The 20,036-nt window shown below is 67.1% G+C and carries 32 protein-coding genes; 28 read left to right on the top strand and 4 right to left on the bottom strand.

Annotated features, from left to right (window positions below; translation table 11 throughout):
- The first annotated feature begins 2 nt into the window (after positions 1-2).
- The 26 genes from rplC to rplQ all read left to right on the top strand — a co-directional run bounded on the left by rplC (position 3) and on the right by rplQ (position 13,647).
- Entirely contained in the window at positions 3-770 is a 768-nt protein-coding gene (rplC, locus tag ABL308_14870) for a 50S ribosomal protein L3 (protein ID XBQ16222.1), read from the top strand.
- Positions 770-1,408: a 50S ribosomal protein L4 gene (gene rplD / locus ABL308_14865; protein ID XBQ16221.1), complete on the top strand. Its 639-nt coding sequence runs from the start codon at positions 770-772 to the stop codon at positions 1,406-1,408. Before rplC ends, rplD begins: the two co-directional genes overlap by 1 nt.
- Positions 1,408-1,701, top strand: a complete 294-nt coding sequence (locus ABL308_14860) for a 50S ribosomal protein L23 (GenBank protein ID XBQ16220.1) — start codon at positions 1,408-1,410, stop codon at positions 1,699-1,701. Before rplD ends, ABL308_14860 begins: the two co-directional genes overlap by 1 nt.
- 25 nt (positions 1,702-1,726) lie before the next feature.
- Positions 1,727-2,563 (top strand): 50S ribosomal protein L2, encoded by an 837-nt coding sequence (rplB, locus tag ABL308_14855; GenBank protein XBQ16219.1) that lies wholly within the window; start codon positions 1,727-1,729, stop codon positions 2,561-2,563.
- A gap of 11 nt (positions 2,564-2,574) precedes the next feature.
- A complete protein-coding gene (gene rpsS / locus ABL308_14850; GenBank protein XBQ16218.1) occupies positions 2,575-2,853 on the top strand; it encodes a 30S ribosomal protein S19 in 279 nt (92 codons plus the stop codon).
- A gap of 2 nt (positions 2,854-2,855) precedes the next feature.
- The gene (gene rplV, locus ABL308_14845) at positions 2,856-3,236 is read left to right on the top strand and encodes a 50S ribosomal protein L22 (protein ID XBQ16217.1); all 381 of its coding nucleotides are present in this window, start codon (positions 2,856-2,858) and stop codon (positions 3,234-3,236) included.
- A complete protein-coding gene (gene rpsC, locus ABL308_14840; protein ID XBQ16216.1) occupies positions 3,236-3,940 on the top strand; it encodes a 30S ribosomal protein S3 in 705 nt (234 codons plus the stop codon). Before rplV ends, rpsC begins: the two co-directional genes overlap by 1 nt.
- A 21-nt stretch (positions 3,941-3,961) precedes the next feature.
- Positions 3,962-4,387 (top strand): 50S ribosomal protein L16, encoded by a 426-nt coding sequence (gene rplP / locus ABL308_14835; GenBank protein ID XBQ16215.1) that lies wholly within the window; start codon positions 3,962-3,964, stop codon positions 4,385-4,387.
- Positions 4,387-4,590, top strand: a complete 204-nt coding sequence (rpmC, locus tag ABL308_14830; GenBank protein XBQ16214.1) for a 50S ribosomal protein L29 — start codon at positions 4,387-4,389, stop codon at positions 4,588-4,590. The genes rplP and rpmC overlap by 1 nt, the downstream gene beginning before the upstream one ends.
- A 4-nt stretch (positions 4,591-4,594) precedes the next feature.
- Positions 4,595-4,831 carry a 30S ribosomal protein S17 gene (rpsQ, locus tag ABL308_14825; GenBank protein XBQ16213.1) on the top strand — a complete coding sequence of 79 codons (237 nt, stop codon included), beginning with the start codon at positions 4,595-4,597 and terminating at the stop codon, positions 4,829-4,831.
- Positions 4,832-4,871: 40 nt separating this feature from the next.
- Complete coding sequence (rplN, locus tag ABL308_14820) at positions 4,872-5,240, top strand: 50S ribosomal protein L14 (protein XBQ16212.1); 369 nt, start codon at positions 4,872-4,874, stop codon at positions 5,238-5,240.
- A gap of 3 nt (positions 5,241-5,243) precedes the next feature.
- Complete coding sequence (gene rplX, locus ABL308_14815; protein XBQ16211.1) at positions 5,244-5,561, top strand: 50S ribosomal protein L24; 318 nt, start codon at positions 5,244-5,246, stop codon at positions 5,559-5,561.
- Positions 5,554-6,114: a 50S ribosomal protein L5 gene (rplE, locus tag ABL308_14810; GenBank protein XBQ16210.1), complete on the top strand. Its 561-nt coding sequence runs from the start codon at positions 5,554-5,556 to the stop codon at positions 6,112-6,114. The genes rplX and rplE overlap by 8 nt, the downstream gene beginning before the upstream one ends.
- Before the next feature lie 52 nt (positions 6,115-6,166).
- Entirely contained in the window at positions 6,167-6,472 is a 306-nt protein-coding gene (gene rpsN / locus ABL308_14805; GenBank protein XBQ16209.1) for a 30S ribosomal protein S14, read from the top strand.
- 13 nt (positions 6,473-6,485) lie between these two features.
- Entirely contained in the window at positions 6,486-6,884 is a 399-nt protein-coding gene (rpsH, locus tag ABL308_14800; GenBank protein XBQ16208.1) for a 30S ribosomal protein S8, read from the top strand.
- Positions 6,885-6,897: 13 nt separating this feature from the next.
- Positions 6,898-7,431 (top strand): 50S ribosomal protein L6, encoded by a 534-nt coding sequence (gene rplF, locus ABL308_14795; GenBank protein ID XBQ16207.1) that lies wholly within the window; start codon positions 6,898-6,900, stop codon positions 7,429-7,431.
- 8 nt (positions 7,432-7,439) lie between these two features.
- On the top strand, positions 7,440-7,793 hold the full coding sequence (gene rplR, locus ABL308_14790; protein XBQ16206.1) for a 50S ribosomal protein L18: 354 nt from the start codon (positions 7,440-7,442) through the stop codon (positions 7,791-7,793).
- 12 nt (positions 7,794-7,805) lie between these two features.
- Positions 7,806-8,384, top strand: a complete 579-nt coding sequence (gene rpsE / locus ABL308_14785) for a 30S ribosomal protein S5 (GenBank protein XBQ16205.1) — start codon at positions 7,806-7,808, stop codon at positions 8,382-8,384.
- Positions 8,385-8,396: 12 nt separating this feature from the next.
- Positions 8,397-8,582, top strand: a complete 186-nt coding sequence (gene rpmD / locus ABL308_14780; GenBank protein XBQ16204.1) for a 50S ribosomal protein L30 — start codon at positions 8,397-8,399, stop codon at positions 8,580-8,582.
- A 41-nt stretch (positions 8,583-8,623) separates the two neighbouring features.
- Positions 8,624-9,103 carry a 50S ribosomal protein L15 gene (gene rplO, locus ABL308_14775; protein XBQ16203.1) on the top strand — a complete coding sequence of 160 codons (480 nt, stop codon included), beginning with the start codon at positions 8,624-8,626 and terminating at the stop codon, positions 9,101-9,103.
- 87 nt (positions 9,104-9,190) lie between these two features.
- On the top strand, positions 9,191-10,540 hold the full coding sequence (gene secY / locus ABL308_14770; GenBank protein XBQ16202.1) for a preprotein translocase subunit SecY: 1,350 nt from the start codon (positions 9,191-9,193) through the stop codon (positions 10,538-10,540).
- The gene (locus ABL308_14765) at positions 10,537-11,100 is read left to right on the top strand and encodes an adenylate kinase (protein ID XBQ16201.1); all 564 of its coding nucleotides are present in this window, start codon (positions 10,537-10,539) and stop codon (positions 11,098-11,100) included. The genes secY and ABL308_14765 overlap by 4 nt, the downstream gene beginning before the upstream one ends.
- Positions 11,101-11,300: 200 nt before the next feature.
- Positions 11,301-11,669, top strand: coding sequence for a 30S ribosomal protein S13 (gene rpsM, locus ABL308_14760; GenBank protein ID XBQ16200.1), 369 nt, complete (start codon positions 11,301-11,303; stop codon positions 11,667-11,669).
- Between the two features lie 12 nt (positions 11,670-11,681).
- Positions 11,682-12,071, top strand: coding sequence for a 30S ribosomal protein S11 (gene rpsK, locus ABL308_14755; protein ID XBQ16199.1), 390 nt, complete (start codon positions 11,682-11,684; stop codon positions 12,069-12,071).
- A gap of 83 nt (positions 12,072-12,154) precedes the next feature.
- Positions 12,155-13,174 carry a DNA-directed RNA polymerase subunit alpha gene (locus tag ABL308_14750; protein ID XBQ16198.1) on the top strand — a complete coding sequence of 340 codons (1,020 nt, stop codon included), beginning with the start codon at positions 12,155-12,157 and terminating at the stop codon, positions 13,172-13,174.
- Positions 13,175-13,221: 47 nt separating this feature from the next.
- Positions 13,222-13,647 carry a 50S ribosomal protein L17 gene (rplQ, locus tag ABL308_14745; protein ID XBQ16197.1) on the top strand — a complete coding sequence of 142 codons (426 nt, stop codon included), beginning with the start codon at positions 13,222-13,224 and terminating at the stop codon, positions 13,645-13,647.
- A gap of 62 nt (positions 13,648-13,709) precedes the next feature.
- On the opposite strand, the gene ABL308_14740 is transcribed toward rplQ, so the two are convergent.
- Positions 13,710-14,225: a YkvA family protein gene (locus ABL308_14740; protein XBQ16196.1), complete on the bottom strand. Its 516-nt coding sequence runs from the start codon at positions 14,223-14,225 to the stop codon at positions 13,710-13,712.
- Between the two features lie 159 nt (positions 14,226-14,384).
- Between ABL308_14740 and ABL308_14735 the strand changes: the two genes are divergently transcribed.
- On the top strand, positions 14,385-15,782 hold the full coding sequence (locus ABL308_14735; protein XBQ16195.1) for a Do family serine endopeptidase: 1,398 nt from the start codon (positions 14,385-14,387) through the stop codon (positions 15,780-15,782).
- A gap of 78 nt (positions 15,783-15,860) precedes the next feature.
- Here ABL308_14735 and ABL308_14730 read toward each other — a convergent pair whose 3' ends face one another.
- The 3 genes from ABL308_14730 to ABL308_14720 all read right to left on the bottom strand — a co-directional run bounded on the left by ABL308_14730 (position 15,861) and on the right by ABL308_14720 (position 18,527).
- Positions 15,861-16,370: an N-acetyltransferase gene (locus ABL308_14730; GenBank protein XBQ16194.1), complete on the bottom strand. Its 510-nt coding sequence runs from the start codon at positions 16,368-16,370 to the stop codon at positions 15,861-15,863.
- Positions 16,367-17,656, bottom strand: a complete 1,290-nt coding sequence (purD, locus tag ABL308_14725; GenBank protein XBQ16193.1) for a phosphoribosylamine--glycine ligase — start codon at positions 17,654-17,656, stop codon at positions 16,367-16,369. Before purD ends, ABL308_14730 begins: the two co-directional genes overlap by 4 nt.
- Positions 17,657-17,729: 73 nt before the next feature.
- A complete protein-coding gene (locus ABL308_14720) occupies positions 17,730-18,527 on the bottom strand; it encodes an SDR family oxidoreductase (GenBank protein XBQ16192.1) in 798 nt (265 codons plus the stop codon).
- A 371-nt stretch (positions 18,528-18,898) separates the two neighbouring features.
- Between ABL308_14720 and rsgA the strand changes: the two genes are divergently transcribed.
- Positions 18,899-19,942 (top strand): ribosome small subunit-dependent GTPase A, encoded by a 1,044-nt coding sequence (gene rsgA / locus ABL308_14715; protein XBQ16191.1) that lies wholly within the window; start codon positions 18,899-18,901, stop codon positions 19,940-19,942.
- The last annotated feature ends 94 nt before the right edge of the window (positions 19,943-20,036 follow it).

Raw genomic sequence — 20,036 nt, 5'->3', positions numbered from 1 at the left:
TCATGGCCACCAACCTCCGCACCGGCCTTCTGGCCAAGAAGCTGGGCATGACCCGCGTCTTCTCCGAAGACGGCAATCACGTGCCCGTCACCGTGCTGCACCTGGACGGCCTTCAGGTCGTCGCCCAGCGCACCGAAGAGCGCGACGGCTACGCCGCCGTTCAGCTCGGCGCGGGCAAAGCCAAGGCCAAGCGCACTACCAAGGCGATGCGCGGTCATTTCGCGAAAGCCTCCGTCGAGCCCAAGCGCAAGCTGGTCGAGTTCCGCGTCAGCGCGGACAACATGCTCGAGCCGGGCGCCGAGCTCAGCGCCGAGCACTTCGTGCCCGGCCAGAAGGTCGACGTCGCGGGGACCTCGATCGGCAAGGGTTTCGCCGGCGCGATGAAGCGCTGGAATTTCGGCGGTCTGCGCGCCAGCCACGGGGTGTCGATCTCCCACCGCGCCCATGGTTCGACCGGTCAGTGTCAGGACCCCGGCAAGGTGTTCAAAGGCAAGAAGATGGCCGGCCATCTCGGCGACGAGCGGGTCACCACGCAAGGGCTCGAAGTGGTCCGCGTGGAAGCCGAGCGCGGCCTTGTCTGGATCAAGGGCTCCGTGCCCGGTCCGAAAGGCGGCTGGGTCGAGATTCGCGACGCCGTGAAGGGCGCGAAGGCCGACGATCTGCCGTATCCGGCCAAGCTGCGTGAAGCCGCCAAGCCGGCCGACCAGGCGCCTGCTGCTGACGCCCCGGCCGAAGGCGGCGAAGCCCAGAACGAAGGGGCGAGCGAATAATGAAACTCGACGTGATCAAGCTCGATTCCGGCAAGGCCGGATCGGTCGATCTCGACGACGCCATTTTCGGCATCGAAGAGATCCGCGCCGACATCCTGCAGCGCTGCGTCAAGTGGCAGCTGTCGCGCCGTCAGGCCGGCACCCACAAGACCAAAGAGCGCAGCGAGATCAAGCGCACCAAGAAGAAGATGTATCGGCAGAAGGGCACCGGCGGCGCGCGCCACGGTGCGCGTTCGGCGCCGATCTTCGTCGGCGGCGGCGTGGCCCACGGCCCGCGCGTGCGCAGCCATGCGACCGACCTTCCCAAGAAGGTCCGCGCGCTGGCGCTTAAGCACGCGCTGTCCTCCAAGGCCGGCGCCAAGCAGATCATCGTGCTCGACGAGGCTCGCCTCGACGCGCCGAAGACCCGCGAACTGAGCGAGAAGCTCGCCAAGCTGGGCCTGTCGAACGCCCTGGTGGTCGACGGCGAGACGCTGGACGAGAACTTCGCCCGCGCCGCGCGCAACATCCCGCTGATCGACGTGCTGCCGGCTCAGGGCCTGAACGTCTATGACGTGCTGCGCCGCGACACGCTGGTGCTCACCAAGGCGGCGATCGAGAAGATCAACGAGCGGCTCGCGCCGCAGGAGGCCGCGTGATGCCCGCTCCGAAGCACTACGACACCCTGATCGCGCCGGTGATCACCGAGAAGGCCACCCTCCTGTCCGAGGAGAACAAGGTCGTCTTCCGCGTGCCGCTCAGCGCGAACAAGAAAGACATCGCCGAGGCGGTCGAGGAACTGTTCAAGGTCAAGGTCAAGGCCGTGAACACTCTCCGTCTCAAGGGCAAGACCAAGCGGTTCCGCGGCATCGCGGGCAAGCGTGACGACGTCAAGAAGGCGGTCGTGACCCTCGAAGAGGGCCACTCCATCGACGTCACCACCGGCCTGTAAGCGCGGCCAGGAGGAGTAAGCAAAGATGGCTCTGAAGACCTTCAAGCCGACCTCGCCGGGCCGCCGCAGTCTCGTGCTGGTGGACCGTTCGGACCTGTACGAAGGGCGTCCCGAAAAGACGCTCGTCGAAGGGCTCCGCAAGAAGGGCGGCCGCAACAACACCGGCCGGATCACCGCCCGCCGTCGCGGCGGCGGCGCCAAGCGGCTGTATCGCCAGATCGACTTCAAGCGGCGCAAGTTCGACGTGCCCGCCACGGTCGAGCGTCTGGAATACGACCCGAACCGGACCGCGTTCATCGCGCTGATCAAGTACGAGGACGGCGAGCTCGCCTACATCCTCGCGCCGCAGCGCCTGGCCGTGGGCGACACCATCGTCTCCGGCGAGCGCGTGGAAGTGCGCCCGGGCAACGCGATGAAGCTGCGCGCCATGCCGGTCGGCACGATCGTGCACAATGTCGAGCTCAAGCCGATGAAGGGCGGTCAGGTCGCCCGTTCGGCCGGCGCCTACGCCCAGCTGGTCGGCCGTGACGCGGGCTACGCCCAGATCCGTCTGATGAGCGGCGAGCTGCGCATGGTTCACCAGGACTGCCTGGCGACGGTGGGTGCGGTGTCCAACCCCGACCACCTGAACATCAATCTCGGCAAGGCCGGCCGCACGCGTCACATGGGTAAGCGTCCCGCGGTGCGCGGCGTGGCCATGAACCCGGTCGACCACCCGCACGGCGGCGGTGAAGGCCGCACCTCGGGCGGCCGCCACCCGGTCACCCCGTGGGGCAAGCCGACCAAGGGCCGCAAGACTCGCCGCAACAAGGCGACCGACAAGTTCATCATCCGCTCGCGCCACGAGCGCAAGAAACGCTAAGGGACCGGCTCATGCCCCGTTCTGTCTGGAAAGGTCCGTTCGTAGACGGATACCTCCTGAAGAAAGCCGAAGCCGCGCATGAAGGCGGCCGCAAGCAGGCGATCAAGACCTGGTCGCGGCGGTCCACCATCATGCCGCAGTTCGTGGGTCTGACCTTTCAGGTCCACAACGGCAACAAGTTCATCCCCGTTCTGGTGTCCGAGGAAATGGTCGGCCACAAGCTCGGCGAGTTCGCTCCGACCCGGACCTATTACGGCCACGCGGCGGACAAGAAAGCCAAGAGGAAGTAGCGATGGGCCAGGCGAAAAATCCCCGCCGCGTTGCTGAGAACGAGGCGCGCGCCAAGCTGCGGATGATGCGCATCAGCCCGCAGAAGCTCAACCTGGTCGCGGAGATGATCCGCGGCAAGAAGGTCGAGCGTGCGCTGAACGACCTCGAATTCTCGCGCAAGCGCGCCGCTCAGGACGTCAAGAAGGTGCTCGAAAGCGCCATCGCGAACGCTGAGAACAATCACGGCCTGGACATCGACTCGCTGGTCGTGTCCGAGGCCTTTGTCGGCAAGAACATCGTGATGAAGCGCTTCCGCGCCCGCGCTCGCGGCCGTGGCGCGAAAATCCTCAAGCCGTTCTCCGAGCTGACGATCGTCGTGCGTGAAGTCGAGGAGGCCGCGTAATGGGTCAGAAGATCAATCCGATCGGCCTGCGGGTCGGCATCAACCGCACCTGGGAGAGCCGCTGGTTCGCCAAGGGCGAAGAGTACGCCGATCTGCTGCACGAAGACCTGAAGATCCGCACCTTCCTCAAGGAGCGTCTGAAGAACGCGTCGGTCTCGCGCATCATCATCGAGCGTCCGCACAAGAAGTGCCGCATCACCATCCACACCGCCCGTCCCGGCGTCGTGATCGGCAAGAAGGGCGCGGACATCGAGAAGCTGCGCCGTGAAGTGTCGAAGATGGTCGAGGGCGAGGTGTTCCTCAATCTCGTCGAAGTCCGCAAGCCGGAAGTCGACGCGACCCTGGTCGCGGAGTCCATCGCCCAGCAGCTCGAGCGCCGCGTGGCTTTCCGCCGCGCGATGAAGCGCTCGCTGCAGACCACGATGCGCATGGGCGCCCTGGGCTGCAAGATCATGTGCGGCGGCCGTCTGGGCGGCGCGGAGATCGCGCGGACCGAGAAATACGCCGACGGTTCGGTGCCGCTGCACACGCTGCGCGCCGACATCGATTACGGCTTCGCCGAGGCGAAGACCGCGATGGGCATCATCGGCGTGAAGGTCTGGATCTACAAAGGCGAGATCCTCGAGCACGACCCGATGGCCCAGGAAAAGCGCATGCTCGACTCCGGCGAGCAGCGTCAGCGGTCCGGCCGTCAGGCGGCGTAAGCGGGGCGAGGGAGAAGAACAATGCTTCAACCGAAGCGCACCAAATTCCGCAAGGCGCACAAGGGCCGCATCCACGGCAACGCCAAGGGCGGCTATACGCTGAACTTCGGCTCGTACGGCCTTAAGGCCGTGCAGCCCGAGCGCGTCACGGCCCGCCAGATCGAGGCGACCCGCCGGGCCATCACCCGCCACATGAAGCGGGCCGGCCGGGTGTGGATCCGCGTGTTCCCCGATCTGCCGGTGTCGAAAAAGCCGACCGAAGTGCGGATGGGTAAGGGCAAGGGCTCGCCCGAATACTGGGTGGCCAAGATCAAGCCTGGCCGGATCATGTTCGAGATCGACGGCGTGCCTGACGAGGTCGCGCGCGAAGCGCTGCGCCTGGGCGCGGCCAAGCTGCCGATCAAGACCAAGATCGTGACCCGTCCGGGCGAGCAGGAGAGAGCGTGATGAAGGCCGAAGACGTTCGCGCGATGAGCGACGATCAGCTTACGGACGAGCTCCTCAAGCTGAAGAAAGAACAGTTCAATCTGCGGTTCCAGCAGGCCACCGGCCAGCTCGAGAACACCGCGCGCTTCAAGCAGATCCGCCGGGATGTCGCCCGGATCAAGACGGACATGCGCCGGCGCGCCATCGAAACTCAGGGGAGCTGAGGCCATGCCGAAGCGCATCCTTCAAGGCGTCGTCGTCAGCGACAAGCAGACCAAGACGGTGATCGTCCGCGTCGAGCGGACCTTCCTGCACCCTCTGCTTCGCAAGACCGTGCGCCGGTCGAAGAAGTATCACGCCCACGATGAAACGGGCGCGATCAAGGTTGGCGAGCGCGTCCTGATCCAGGAGTGCGCGCCGAAGTCGAAGCTCAAGCGGTGGGAGGTCGTCCCGGCCCAGGCGTAAGCCTGACCCGAGGACGATCCGCCAGTAACGGAGGATCGCGATGATCCAGATGCAATCCAATCTGGACGTGGCCGACAATTCCGGGGCCCGCCGCGTGCAGTGCATCAAGGTGCTCGGCGGCGCGAAGCGCCGGTACGCGGGCATCGGCGACATCATCGTGGTGTCGGTCAAGGAAGCCACGCCCAAGGGCCGCGTGAAAAAAGGCGAAGTACGCAAGGCGGTCGTCGTGCGCACCGCCCGCGACATCAAGCGCCGCGACGGAAGCGTCATCCGCTTCGACAGCAACGCCGCGGTTCTGCTGAACAACAACAACGAGCCGATCGGCACCCGGATTTTCGGCCCGGTGCCGCGTGAGCTGCGCGCCAAGCAGCACATGAAGATCGTCTCGCTCGCGCCGGAGGTGCTTTAGGCCATGGCTGCGAAGATCAAAAAAGGCGACAAGGTCGTCGTCCTGACCGGCCGCGACAAGGGCAAGACCGGCGAGGTCGTCCGCGTGCTGCCGAAGGAAGACCGCGTCGTGGTCTCCGGTGTGAACACGGTCAAGCGCCACCAGCGCCCGACCCAGATGAGCGCCGGCGGCATCGAAGAAAAAGACGCGCCGCTCCACGTCTCCAACGTGGCGCTCGTCGATCCCAAGACCGGCGAGCCGACGAAGGTCGGCTTCAAGATCGGCAAGGACGGCAAGAAAGTGCGCGTGGCCAAGAAGTCCGGCGAGGTGATCGATGGCTGACGTCGCTGAATACGAACCGCGCCTGAAAACGCGGTATCGCGAAGAGATCCGCGCGAAGCTGAAGGAAAAGTTCGGCTACAGCAACGACATGGAGATCCCGCGCCTGGACAAGGTCGTGATCAACATGGGCGTGGGCGAGGCCGCTCAGGATTCCAAGAAGATCCAGGGCGCGCTGGCCGATCTTCAGGCGATCTCCGGCCAGAAGCCGATCGCCACGAAGTCCAAGAAGTCGATCGCCGGCTTCAAGCTTCGCGAGGAGCAGCTGATCGGTGCGAAGGTCACCCTTCGCAAGGATCGCATGTACGAGTTTCTCGACCGTCTGGTCACGATCGCTCTGCCGCGCGTCCGCGACTTCCGCGGGCTCAACGGCAAGAGCTTCGACGGCCGGGGCAATTTCGCAATGGGTCTCAAGGAGCACATCGTGTTCCCCGAGATCGATTACGACAAGGTCGACCAAATCCGCGGCATGGACATCATCGTGACCACCACCGCGAAAACTGACGAAGAAGCGAAGGCCCTGCTGGCCGAGCTCGACTTTCCGTTCACGAGCTGACGCAGCAGGAGCGCGGAACCGGGGTGGTTCCGCACGCGAGGAGAAAGAACGAATGGCCAAGAAAAGCGCTGTCGAGCGGAACCTGAAGCGTAAGCGCCTGGCGGACCAGTACGCCGCCAAACGCGCCGCGCTGAAGGCTGTCGCCCGCGACACCTCGAAGCCTGTGGAAGAGCGGTTCGCCGCCCAGCTGAAGCTGGCGGACCTGCCGCGCAATTCCGCGCCGACCCGGGTCCGCAACCGGTGCCAGGTCACCGGCCGTCCGCGGGCGTATTACCGCAAGCTGAAGATGTCGCGCGTCGCGCTGCGTCAGCTGGCCAGCCACGGGCTGATCCCGGGCATGGTCAAGTCGAGCTGGTAGGAGGAGGACCGACATGTCCGTGAACGATCCGCTCGGCGATATGCTGACCCGCATCCGCAACGCCCTGATGCGCAACCGGACCACCGTGACCACGCCGGCTTCCAAGCTGCGCGGCCGGGTGCTCGAGGTGCTGCTCGAAGAGGGCTATATCCGCGGCTACTCCGAGAGCACCGACGCCCAGGGCTTCAAGCAGTACGAGATCGAGCTGAAGTACTATGAAGGCGCTCCGGTGATCTCCGACATCAAACGCGTGTCCAAGCCGGGCCGTCGCGAGTACCGCAAGGTGCGCGACCTGCCGCTCGTGCAGAACGGTCTGGGCATCGCGATCATCTCCACTCCGCAGGGCGTGATGAGCGACGCTGCGGCGCGCGCCAAGAACGTCGGCGGCGAAATCCTCTGCCACGTCAGCTAGGGAAGGAAGGCACATGTCCCGTCTAGGCAAGCTGCCTGTCGAAATCCCCTCCGGCGTCACCGCTTCGGTGAACGGCGGGCTGGTGTCGGTGAAGGGTCCCAAGGGCGAACTCGCCATGGATCTGCCCGCCAGCGTGCGCGTCCTGCAGGAGGACAACACGCTGCGCGTCGAGCCGGCGGAAAACTCCAAGTCGGCCAAGGCGATGTTCGGCACCGCGCGTGCGCGGATCAAGAACATGGTCCAGGGCGTGACCCAAGGCTTCGAGAAGAACCTTGAACTGGTCGGCGTGGGTTACCGCGCGCAGATGCAGGGCAATGATCTCAAGCTCTCGCTGGGTCTGTCCCACGACGTGGTCTACACCCCGCGCGAGGGCATCAAGATCGCCACGCCCAAGCCCACCGAGATCAAGATCGAGGGCGCGGACGCGCAGGCCGTGGGCCAGACCGCGGCGGAGATCCGCAAGTTCCGTCCGCCGGAGCCCTACAAGGGCAAGGGCGTGAAGTATGCGGGCGAGTACATCCGCCGCAAAGAAGGCAAGAAGAAGTAGGGCCGGCCATGAAATCCGCACGAGATCAAATGCGGCGCCGCGCGCAACGCAACCGCGCCCGCCTCAAGAAGATGGGAGCCGGTCGCCCGCGTCTGTCGGTCTACCGCTCGTCCAAGCACATCTACGCCCAGATCATCGACGACGCCCAGGGCGTCACGGTGGCTGCGGCCTCGACGATCGAACCCGGTCTGGACGCTTCGGGCGCCACCGTCGCCGCCGCCCAGGAAGTCGGCCGCAAGGTCGCCGAACGGGCCAAGGAGAAGGGCCTCACCGAGGTCGTGTTCGACCGCGGCGGCTACATCTATCACGGGCGCGTCAAGGCGCTCGCCGACGCCGCCCGTGAGGGCGGCCTGAACTTCTAAGGGAGCGGACGCATGGCTCGAGAAGACAATCGCGGTCGCGACCGTCGTCGCCGGGAAGACAACGACGAACCGGAACTGATCGACAAGCTCGTTCAGATCAACCGGGTCGCCAAGACCGTGAAGGGCGGCCGGAACTTCCAGTTCGCCGCGCTCGCGGTGGTCGGCGACGGCAAGGGCCGGGTCGGGTTCGGACAGGGCAAGGCGCGCGAAGTGCCTGAAGCCATCCGCAAGTCGACCGAGGAAGCCAAGAAGATGATGATCCGCGTGCCGCTGCGCGAAGGCCGTACGCTGCATCACGACGCCAAGGGCCGTTGGGGCGCGGGCAAGGTCGTGCTGCGCGCCGCGCCTCCGGGCACCGGCGTCATCGCGGGCGGTCCGATGCGTGCGGTGCTCGAAAGCCTGGGCGTTCAGGACGTCGTGGCCAAGTCGACCGGCTCGTCGAACCCCTACAACATGGTGCGCGCCACGTTCGAAGCCCTGAAGGCCCAGAACTCGCCGCGCTCGGTGGCCGCCAAGCGCGGCATGAAAGTGGCCGATCTGGTCGACCGTCGTCAGGACGGCGCCAGCGCGCCCGAAGCGATCGAATCGTAAGGAGCGCGTCAGATGGCTGCGAAGAAAACCCTCCGGGTGCGCCAGACCGGCAGCCCGATCCGCCGTCCGAACGAGCAGGCCGCGACCCTGAAGGGTCTGGGCCTGGGCAAGATCGGCCGTGAACGCGAGCTCGAGGACACCGCCTCGGTGCGTGGGATGATCCGCAAGGTCGCCCACCTCGTCGAGATCGTCGAGTAGCGCAAATTTTCGAGGGCCCGGCCCTCACGAGGAGAACGACCATGCGCTTGAACGAACTGCGCGACAACGAAGGCGCGACCAAGCTGCGCACGCGCGTCGGGCGCGGCATCGGCTCGGGCAAGGGCAAGACCGGCGGACGCGGCGTGAAAGGCCAAAAGTCCCGTTCCGGCGTCGCCATCAAGGGCTTCGAAGGCGGTCAGATGCCGCTGCACCAGCGTCTGCCCAAGCGCGGCTTCACCAAGCCGAACCGGGCGCGCTTCGTGGAAGTCACGCTCGGCCGGCTTCAGGCCGCGATCGACGCGGGCAAGCTGGACGCCAAGTCCGCCGTCGACGGCGAGGCTCTGGTCAAGTCCGGCGTCATCCGCCGCGTGCGCGACGGCGTGCGCCTGATCGGCGGCGGCGAGCTGAAAGCCAAGCTGAACATCACCGTGGCCGGCGCTTCGGGCCCGGCCAAGGCCGCGGTCGAAAAGGCCGGCGGCTCGGTGACCGAGACCCGCGCCAAGGCCGACGCCGAAGCCTAGCGCTCGCATTCGGAAGACCGGCTCCCTAAATAGGGCCGGTCTTTCCGCCTTTTACGGGCGACCCGCATTCAGGAGTGATCGACCGCCATGGCGTCAGCCGCCGAACAGCTCGCTTCGAACATGAATTTCGGGGCGTTCGCCCGCGCCAAGGAGCTGCAGAAGCGCATTCTGTTCACGCTCCTGGTGCTCGTCATCTACCGGATCGGCACCTACGTGCCGCTTCCCGGCATCGACCCCGACCAGTTCGCGACCGCCTTCCAGCAACAGCAGGGCGGCGTGCTGGGCATGTTCAACATGTTCTCCGGCGGCGCGGTCGAGCGTATGGCGATCTTCGCGCTGAACGTGATGCCCTACATCTCGGCCTCCATCATCATGCAGCTCATGGCGGCCACCGTGCCGAGCCTGGAGCGGTTGAAGAAGGAAGGCGGCGAGCAGGGCCGCAAGCAGATCAACCAGTATTCGCGCTATCTCACCGTGATCCTGGCGGCCGTTCAGGCGTTCGCCATCGCGGTCAGCATGCAGAACCCCGACCCGACCACGAACGCGACGATCGCGATCGATCCCGGGCCGTTCTTCCTCGTCACCACCGTGATCACGCTGGTCGGCGGGACGATGTTCCTTCTGTGGCTGGGCGAGCAGATCACTGCGCGCGGCGTGGGCAACGGCGTGTCGCTGATCATCTTCGCCGGCATCATCGCTGAGATGCCCCGCGCGCTGTTTCAGGCGCTCGAGCAGGGCGCGACCGGCGCGCTGCCCGGCGGCGTGATCATCGCCATGCTGATCGGCATCATTCTGGTGCTGACCTTCGTGGTGTTCATCGAGCGCTCCCAGCGCCGGCTGCTGATCCAGTATCCCAAGCGCCAGGTGGGCAACAAGATGATGGGCGGGGAGTCGAGCTTCCTGCCGCTGAAGCTGAACACCGCGGGCGTCATTCCGGCGATCTTCGCGAGCTCGCTTCTGCTGCTGCCGGCGACCGTTGCGGGCTTCTCCGCGCAGTCCGGTCCCGACTGGCTGCGCCAGGTCGTGGCGCTGCTCGGCCCGGGCCAGCCGCTCTTCCTGGGGTTCTACGCGTTCCTCATCATCTTCTTCACCTTCTTCTACACCTCGATCGTCTTCAATCCGGAAGACACCGCGGACAATCTGAAGAAGTACGGCGGCTTCCTGCCGGGCATCCGTCCGGGCAAGCGCACCGCGGAGTACATCGACTACGTGCTCTCGCGGCTGACGGTGATCGGCGCGGCCTATCTGACGCTGGTCTGTCTGCTGCCCGAGATCCTGCGCGCGCAATACGCCATCCCGTTCTATATCGGCGGCACCGCGCTGCTCATCGTGGTCTCGGTGACGCTGGACACGGTCGGCCAGATCCAGTCCCACCTGCTGGCGCACCAGTACGAGGGGCTGATCAAGAAGACCAAGCTCAGGGGGCGCAAGCGATGAACCTGGTTCTGTTCGGACCGCCGGGCGCGGGCAAGGGCACCCAGGCCAAGCGCCTGGTCTCGGGCCGGGGCTGGGTGCAGCTGTCCACCGGGGACATGCTGCGCGCGGCCATCGCCGAGGGCTCTGATCTGGGCCGCCGCGTGAAGGACATCATGGACCGGGGCGATCTCGTTTCCGACGCGATCGTCATCGAGCTCATCGAATCCCGTCTGCCCGAGGCCGAGGCCGCGGGCGGGGCGATCTTCGACGGGTTTCCGCGCACCGTCGCCCAGGCCGAGGCGCTCGATGCGCTTCTGGCGAAGCGGGGCGCGCAGATCGACAAGGTCGTGCGCCTGGTCGTCGATCAGGACGAACTCGTGGCGCGCATGAAGAAGCGCGCCGAAGAGGAAGGCCGTTCGGACGACACGGTGGAGGCCTTCCGCAAGCGGCTGTCGAACTATAACGAGCAGACCGCGCCGCTCATTCCGTACTACCAGGGCCAGGACAAGCTGGCCGACGTTGACGGCATGGGCGGGATCGAAGAGGTGGCCGGGCGGATCGACGCCGCTCTGGACGCCTGAGACGTTCGCCGCGGCACGGCGGAGACGCCGTGCTGCGAAAACACAAACCCGCCGTCCGTCGCGGTTGACGCGAAGGGCGGTCCGACTATAAGAAGCGCCCTTCGCTCTGACAGGGCCGCAAGCGTGTCAGCGCCGCCAGTTCCGGCCGCGCTCTCGTTTCGGTTCGCGCGCGTAGGGCTGACCAGGACAAGGAGAGCGTCGTGGCACGGATCGCCGGCGTCAACATTCCGACCAACAAGCGCGTGACCGTCGCGCTGCGCTACATCCACGGTATCGGCCCCGCCATGGCGGCCGAGATCTGCGAGAAGGTGGGCATCCCCGCCGAGAAGCGCGTGAACGAGCTGACCGACGCGGAGATCCTGCAGATCCGCGAGACGATCGACGGCGGCTACACCGTCGAAGGCGATCTGCGCCGTGAGCGCGCGGTGAACGTGAAGCGGCTGATGGATCTGGGCTGCTATCGCGGCCTGCGTCACCGCCGCGGCCTGCCGGTGCGCGGCCAGCGCACCCACACCAACGCGCGCACCCGCAAGGGTCCCGCCAAGCCGATCGCCGGCAAGAAGAAATAAGGAACCAGGTCGATGGCCAAGGAACCGAGCCGCGTCCGCCGCCGCGAACGCAAGAACATCACCGCCGGCGTCGCTCACGTGAACGCCAGCTTCAACAACACCCAGGTGACCATCACCGACGCTCAGGGCAACACGATCTCCTGGTCGTCCGCCGGCGCGATGGGCTTCAAGGGTTCGCGCAAGTCGACCCCTTACGCCGCCCAGGTCGCCGCCGAGGACGCCGGCCGCAAGGCTCAGGAGCACGGGCTGAAGACCGTCGAGGTCCGCGTCTCCGGTCCCGGTTCGGGCCGCGAGAGCGCCCTGCGCGCGCTGCAGTCGGTGGGCCTCACCGTCACCATGATCCACGACGTCACGCCGATCCCGCACAACGGCTGCCGTCCGCCCAAGCGCCGTCGCGTCTAGAACACGACGCCGCCGTTTGATGATTTTCTCCGGCGCGATCGCCTGCGGGCGTTCGCGCCGCACGCCTGAAGGGGTGCTGCACCGTGATTGAGAAGAACTGGCAGGAACTGATCCGCCCGATGAAGCCGGAAATCCAGGCCGGCCACGACGCGTCGCGTCACGCCAAGATCGTCGCCGAACCGCTCGAGCGCGGCTTCGGCATGACTCTGGGCAATTCGCTGCGCCGGATTCTTCTGTCCTCGCTCCAGGGCGCGGCGATCACCGCGGTTCAGATCGACTCCGTCCTGCACGAGTTCAGCTCGATCAAGGGCGTGCGCGAGGACGTCACCGACATCATCCTCAATCTCAAGCAGGTCGCCCTGCGGATGCACGGCGAGGGCCCCAAGCGCCTGACGCTGAAGAAGTCCGGCCCGGGCGAAGTGACTGCGGCGGACATCGAAGAGACCGCCGACATCGAGATCATCAACAAGGATCACGTGATCTGCACCCTCGACGAGGACGCCGAGGTGCGCATGGTCCTGACGGTGAACACCGGCAAGGGTTACGTCCCCGCCGAGCGCAACCGTCCCGAAGACGCCCCGATCGGCCTTGTGGGCGTGGATGCGCTCTACAGCCCGGTTAAGCGCGTGGCCTACCGGGTGGAGAACACCCGTGAAGGCCAGGTGCTCGACTACGACAAGCTCATTCTCGAGATCGAGACCAACGGCGCGGTGACGCCCGAGGACGCGGTGGCCTACGCCGCCCGCATCCTGCAGGACCAGCTGCAGATCTTCGTCAACTTCGACGAGCCCAACCAGGCGCGCGCCGGCGAGGACGAAAAGCCCGATCTCGACTTCAACCCGGCCCTTCTGAAGAAGGTCGACGAGCTCGAGCTGTCGGTGCGTTCGGCCAACTGCCTGAAGAACGACAACATCGTCTATATCGGCGACCTCATCCAGAAGTCCGAGGCGGAAATGCTCCGCACCCCGAACTTCGGCCGCAAGTCGCTTAACGAGATCAAGGAAGTTCTCGCCCAGATGGGTCTGCACCTGGGCATGGAAGCGCCGAACTGGCCGCCGGAGAACATCGAGGATCTGGCCAAGAAATACGAGGATCAAATCTAGGAGGAACGCCGCGAGGCGTCCCTAACCGGGATTGAAGGAGAACTCAGATGCGCCACGGCGTCGCCCACCGCAAGCTCAACCGCACGGCCAGCCACCGCAAGGCCATGTTCGCCAACATGGCGGCCTCGCTGATCGAGCACGAGCAGATCGTGACCACCCTGCCCAAGGCCAAAGAGCTGAAGCCGATCATGGACAAGCTCGTCACCCTGGCCAAACGCGGCGACCTGCACGCCCGCCGTCAGGCGATCAGCCAGGTCCGCGACATCGAGCAGGTCGGCAAGCTGTTCGAAACGCTCGGACCCCGTTACGCCGAGCGTAACGGCGGCTACACCCGCGTCCTGAAGGCCGGCTTCCGCCACGGCGACAACGCGCCGCTGGCCGTGATCGAACTGGTCGATCGCGATCCCGAAGCCAAAGGCGCGAAAGACCGCGCCCGTCTCGCCGAAGAAGGCGTCGGCGCCGACGAGGACTAGGGATTCCTCCCTTTCCGGGGTGAGAAGGCCGCGCACCGCAAGGGCGCGGCCTTTTTTTTGTTCTAGAACCCTTCCACGCCCAGCACTTCGCGCGCCCTGGCGCGGTGCTCGTCCTTGATGGAGGCCGAGACCTGCATGAGGATCGTGGTGATCACCGTGCCGTCGTCGGCGAAGCCCATCACGCCGAGGAAGTCGGGGATGATGTCGAAAGTCCACAGAAAATACAGAAGGCCGAAGACCAGAGCCGCGCGCACCTGAAGCGGGGTGTCGGGATCGCGCATGGCGTAATAGGCCGCGATCAGGTCTTCCAGGAACGGGATCTGCCTCGCGACGCGCTTGAGCTTGTCCCAGAAATTCGCTTCGACCCGGGCCTGATCGCGGTTCACCTCGGCTTCGGATTTCTGCGCGGCTTCGGCGACCTTCTCCCGGGCCACCTCTTCGGCGCGTTCGAGCGCCTTGGCGCGGCCGTCCTTGTAGAGCACGCCGTACTCGTCGGCCGCCCGGTCCTCGATCCGGCGCAGCATCGCCGCGCCTTTCCTGGGCGGGAAGAGCCGGAATTTGCGATCGCGTTTGAACATGCGCCGTCCCCTCAGACCTGGCGAAGCGAACCTTAGCAAGGCCGGGCGGCCCGGTCATCCGGGCTTAAGACTTCTTAACGCTTCAGCCCCTGTTCAGCCGCAATGGGCCTGCTTACATGTCCGGCGTCGTTTTGAAGGTTTCCATCGGGGAGGGGTCCCGTGAAGTTTCGTTCCGGTCTTGTCGCGCTCGGCGCGATCGCCGCCGCCGCCACGCCTGCGTTCGCCCAGACAGAGGCGCGCGCGGCGCCTGAGTCCCGCGCCGAAGTGCAGCTCAGCTTCGCGCCCGTGGTGCGCGAGGCCGCGCCCGCGGTGGTCAACGTCTATTCCCGCCGCGTGATCAATCAGCGCACGCCCTTCGCCGGCGACCCCTTCTTCGAGCGCTTCTTCGGCCCTCAAGTGCGCCAGCGCGAGGTCAACTCGCTGGGCTCGGGCGTCATCGTGGACGCCTCGGGCGTCATCGTGACCAACAATCACGTCGTGCAGGGCGCGCAGGATCTGCGCGTCGTGCTCGCCGACCGGCGCGAGTTCGAAGCCGAGCTGCTGCTCGCCGACGAGCGCACCGACCTCGCGGTGCTGAAGATCGATGCAGGCGATGACCTCCCCGTGCTGCCCTATGACGAGGCGGGCGATGCGGAGGTCGGCGATCTCGTGCTGGCCATCGGCAACCCGTTCGGGGTGGGCCAGACGGTGACCAGCGGCATCGTCTCCGCGCTCGCGCGCACCGATGTGGGCATCACCGACTACGCCTTCTTCATCCAGACCGACGCGGCGGTGAACCCGGGCAATTCCGGCGGCGCCCTTGTGGACATGGACGGCGAGCTGATCGGCGTGAACACGGCGATCTTCTCGCGTTCGGGCGGTTCGAACGGCATCGGCTTCGCGGTCCCGGTGGAGATGGTGCGCACGGTGGTGGATGCGGCCCTGACCGACGGCGAGATCGTCCGGCCCTGGCTGGGCGCCCGGCTGCAGCCGGTGACCGCCGATCTCGCCCGCTCCATAGGTCTTGATCGCCCCCGCGGCGCGATCGTGTCCGAACTCTGGCCCGGCGGTCCGGCCGAGCGGGCCGGGCTCGCCCGAGGCGACGTGGTGGTCGAGGTCGACGGGGTGGAAGTCAATGACGAGGCGGGCGCGCGCTTCCGCTTCGCGACCCGCATGATCGGCGACCCCGCCGAGCTGACCGTGCTGCGTGACGGGCGCAGCCGGACCTTCACCGTCCAGGCGCGGCCTGCGCCGGGCGAGGCCGAAGGCGAACGCTTCACTGTGGGTGGACGCAGCCCGTTCACCGGCGCCGAACTCGTCGAGCTTTCCCCCGCCTTCAACGAGGAGAACGGGCTCGACCCCTTCACCCGCGGCGTGATCGTCATGGGCGTGGAGCGGCGCTCCGCGGCGGACTATTTCGGCTTCCAGCCCGGCGACCGGCTCCTGTCCATCGACGGCGCGCCGATCGAAACCCTGAGCGACGCCGAAGCCGTGATCGAGAGCCTGGACGGCGAACGCCGCTGGCCCATCGAGATCGAACGCCGCGGCGAGCGCTTCAGCCGGGTGTTGAGCCTCTAGGCGTATCCTCGCTTCCCGGAAGAGCGGCCTTCAGCCTCGGCCGGGACGGCGAAGAGGGGTTGTGAAGCGGGCTGGGCCCTAAGCCCAGAGCGCCGCGTCGCGCCACGGCTCCGGAACGATCAGCCGCGCGCCTGAAATCCGCGGGGCGTCGCCCAGACGCATCGACCGCCAGGCCTCGGCCCATTCGGGCTTGAGGTCATAGGGCGCGGCGATTCCGGCCGGGGCGTCGAAGCCGAGCGCGCCGTAATAGGCCGGATCGCCGAGCACCAGAAGCTCGGACGCGCCCTCGCGCGCCAGCCGCTCAGCGCCCGCTTCGATCAGCGCACGGCCCAGCCCCTGACGCTGATGATCGGGATCCACGCAAAGCGGACCGAGCAGGGCGGCGGTTTCACTGCGTCCCTCGAGGCGGCAGCGGGTGAACGCCGCGTGCCCGGCGACCGTCTCACCGGCGTGCGCGGTGAGGTTCAGCACGTCGGGATGTGCGAGGAGTGCGGCGACGAGGCCCGTCAGGTCCTCATCGGGAAAGGCGCGCGGGTAGAGCGCACCGATCGCGGCGCGCTCTCCGGGCCGGGTGCCTGCAATCTTCACCGCTTCAGCGCCCGCCAGCCGATATCGGTGCGGTGCACGCCTTCGGCCCAGTCGATCTTCGCCACGCCCTCATAGGCGCGTGAGACGGCCTGCTTCAGATCATCGCCCACCGCAGTGACCGTCAGCACCCGGCCGCCCTGGGCGGTCCAGTCGCCCTCTGCGTTCACCCCCGTGCCGGCGTGGAAGACGGTGACCCCCTCCACCTCGCCGGCGGCCTTCACGCCCTTGATGACCGAGCCTTTGGAGTACGCGCCCGGATAGCCCTGAGTGGCCATGACCACGGTCGCGGCGGGGCGGGCGGCGTCGAGATCGGGGATGAGCTGGGCGAAGTCGCGTGCGGGCATGCCCCCTGTGGCGCAGGCGAGCAAAGCGGGGACGATGTCGCCGGTCAGCGAGGCCATGAGCACCTGACATTCCGGATCGCCGAAGCGGACGTTGAACTCGACCACCTTGGGCCCGTCCGCCGTCACCATGATCCCGATATAGAGCACGCCCTTATAGGGGTGTCCGGCCTCGGCCAGCCCGTCGATCATGGGCGCGGCGATCTTCTCATCGACCTCGGCCATCAGGTCCGGCGTCATCACCGGGGCGGGGCAATAGGCGCCCATGCCGCCCGTGTTGGGGCCCTGATCGCCGTCCAGAAGCCGCTTGTGGTCCTGACAGGCGGGCAAGGTGAGCCGGTTCACCCCGTCGGTGAGGACGAACACGCTCGCCTCCTCGCCGGGCATGAACTCCTCGATGACGAGTTCCGCGCCCGCCGCGCCGAACTTGCCCGACAGCATCGCTTCGGCCTCGGCTTCGGCGTCTTCCAGCGTTTCGGCGATCACAACGCCCTTGCCCGCGGCCAGACCGTCGGCCTTGAGCACGTAAGGCGCGGGCAGTGTGCGCAGGAAGGCCTTCGCGTCCTCAACGTCGGTGAAGCGGCCATATCCGGCGGTCGGCACGCCGAACTTCGCCATCAGATCCTTCGCGAAACCCTTGCTCGCTTCCAGCTGGGCGGGCTCCCGGTTCGGGCCGAACACGTCGAATCCCCGCGCACGCAGCCGGTCGGCGAGGCCCAGCGCCAGCGGCGCTTCTGGACCGATCACGATCAGATCGGGCTCGATCTGAAGGACCAGCTTTTCGAGGTTTTCGACATCGTCGGCGGCCACGTCGAAGCACGGTCCGATCCGGTCCATCGCCGGGCTGCCCGGCGCGGACCAGACCGTGTCCACCAGCGGGCTCTGTGAAATCTTCCAGGCCAGCGCATGCTCGCGCCCGCCCGATCCGACGATGAGAATGTTCATGGCGGCGGTCCTTTTCCTTGCGCGCTGAATGGACGGCGGCGGCCCGATCGTCAACGGGCCGCCGCCTTCATCGCTAGTCCTTCGCCTTCGGGCTCGCCTCGGCGCCCGCAAGGATGCCGCCGTCGAGATGAAGCCCCGTGCCCGTCATGTAGCTGGACCGGTCGGACGCCAGGAACACCGCGGCGTCGGCGACTTCCCGAGCGGTTCCGAACCGGCCCATCGGCACGCCCGCGGCGACGTCGGCCAGGATCGCTTCGCGTTCGGGTCCGTCGCCCAGCATGGCGTCCCACATCGGGGTCCGGATGGCGGCGGGCAGAAGCGCGTTGCAGCGGATCTGATAGCCGGCCTGGGCGCAATAAAGCGCGACCGTGCGGGTGTGGTTCATCACCCCGGCCTTGGACGCGGCGTAGGCCGCAGCGCCTGGAATGCCGACCACGCCCGAACGCGAAGACAGGTTCAGGATCGACCCGCCTTTCGCTTTCATCAGGCGGATCGCGCTGCGGCAGCCCAGCGCCACGCCGTCAAGATTGGTCGCCATCACCGCGCGCCAGCTTTCAAGGTCGAGATGTTCGGGATCGTGCGGCCCCGGCGTCTCGAGAAAGCCGGTGATCCCGGCGTTGTTGACGAGGATGTCGAGCCCGCGCTCCCACACGCGCGACTCCGCCGCGGCCCAGTCCTCCTCGCTGCGCACGTCGAGCGTGAAGGCTTCGGCGCGGCCGCCGATCCCTTCGGCGACGGCCTGAGCTGACGGCAGATCAATATCGGTGACGAAGACGAACGCGCCTTCGGCGGCGAAAGCGCGGGCGATGGCGGCGCCGATGCCGCGGCCTGCGCCGGTGACCAGCGCGGTCCGGTTTTCAAGAAGTCCCATGGAGGTGTCCTGTCGCTAGAAACCCGCGCGCACCAAGGGCGGCGGGCGGATGGCGCATCGCGCCGTCGGTTCGCTCTAGCGGGACTGGTCCATCGACAGGGTCCTCCAACAGGGAGGCGGTGCTTAGCCCGACGTAGCTCGGGACGCAAGGGCTTGCCAGATCGGCGAGGCGGGCGCATGGTCGCACAATCGCTCGCACCGGCAGAGGAGGGTGAAGCGTCATGGCCATTGTGATCGCCCTTCGGGCCGGCGAGACCGGAGCCCGCGCCTAGACGCGCGCCTTCCCTTCGTCAGGTCCACCAGTCCCGTCCGGCTCGCGCCGGATCGGCGGATTTGCGCCCGCACGCCGGGCCTGACGGAAGTTCTCACCCGTGACCTACGACCTGCCGACGCTGGGCCTGCGCCCGGCCATGCTCACCGATCTCGATCCCGAGACCGAGAACCTTGAAGATATCGTCCGCGTCAGCGCTGTTCACCGCGACGCGCTCGAAGTCCTGACCCTCGCGGGCCCCGCCCGCATCCGCCCGCTCCACGCCGAGGACCCGCTCGACCGCGCGACGGTCGGCGATTTCGTGTTGGTGGACACCGCGCTGGAACGCCCGGCGCGCGTGCTGCCGCGCCTGTCGCTGTTCAAGCGCCGGGCGGCCGGCGCGGAGGGCGAGGTTCAGCTCATCGCCGCGAACGTCGACACCGCCTTCGTGGTCAGCTCCTGCAATGCCGACTTCAACCCCGCCCGGCTCGAACGCTTTCTCGCGGTCGTCCGCGAGGCCGGCGCCGAACCGGTGGTGATCCTGACCAAGGCCGATCTCGCCACGGACATCCCGGACTATGTCGATCAGGCCCGGTCGGTCGCCGGCGACGCGCTGGTCGAGGCGCTGGACGCGCGCGACCGGTCCGCGCTCGACCGGCTGTCGCCCTGGCTCGGCGCCGGACAGACCGTCGCGCTCCTGGGCTCATCCGGGGTGGGAAAGACGACCCTGTCCAACACGCTGACCGGCGCGGAGGACGGAACGGCGGGTATCCGCGAGGATGACGGCAAGGGCCGTCACACCACGCGCGCGCGCTCGATGCGCCGGCTCGCCTCGGGCGGCTGGGTGATCGACACGCCGGGGCTACGCGAACTCGGCCTCGCCGGCGCCGCGGAGGGGCTTTCAGCGACCTTCGAAGGCTTCGCCGAGCTTGAAGCGCGCTGCCGTTTCACCGATTGCGGCCATGACACCGAGCCGGGGTGCGCCGTGCGCGCCGCGCTTGAAACCGGCCGGATCGACGAGGCCCGCTGGGCCCGCTACGAAAAGCTCAAGCGCGAGAACGCGCGGAACACCGAAAGCGTGGCCGAGCGGCGGGCGCGCAGCCGCGACTGGGGTAAGTTTCACAAGCGGCTGCAACAGGAGCATCGCAAGAAGAAGGGGCTCTGACGGGCGGTCCTGCAGCGCCGCGCCGCCCGGGCTTTGTCCGGAACGGCGCGGCGCCGCTCGCGTTAGGCTTGGCGGGAGCGTTCATGGAAGGGGC

Origin of the sequence: Oceanicaulis sp. (genome assembly GCA_040112665.1) — a bacterium.
Taxonomy (GTDB): domain Bacteria; phylum Pseudomonadota; class Alphaproteobacteria; order Caulobacterales; family Maricaulaceae; genus Oceanicaulis.
This window is presented reverse-complemented; position numbering and strand designations above follow the sequence as displayed.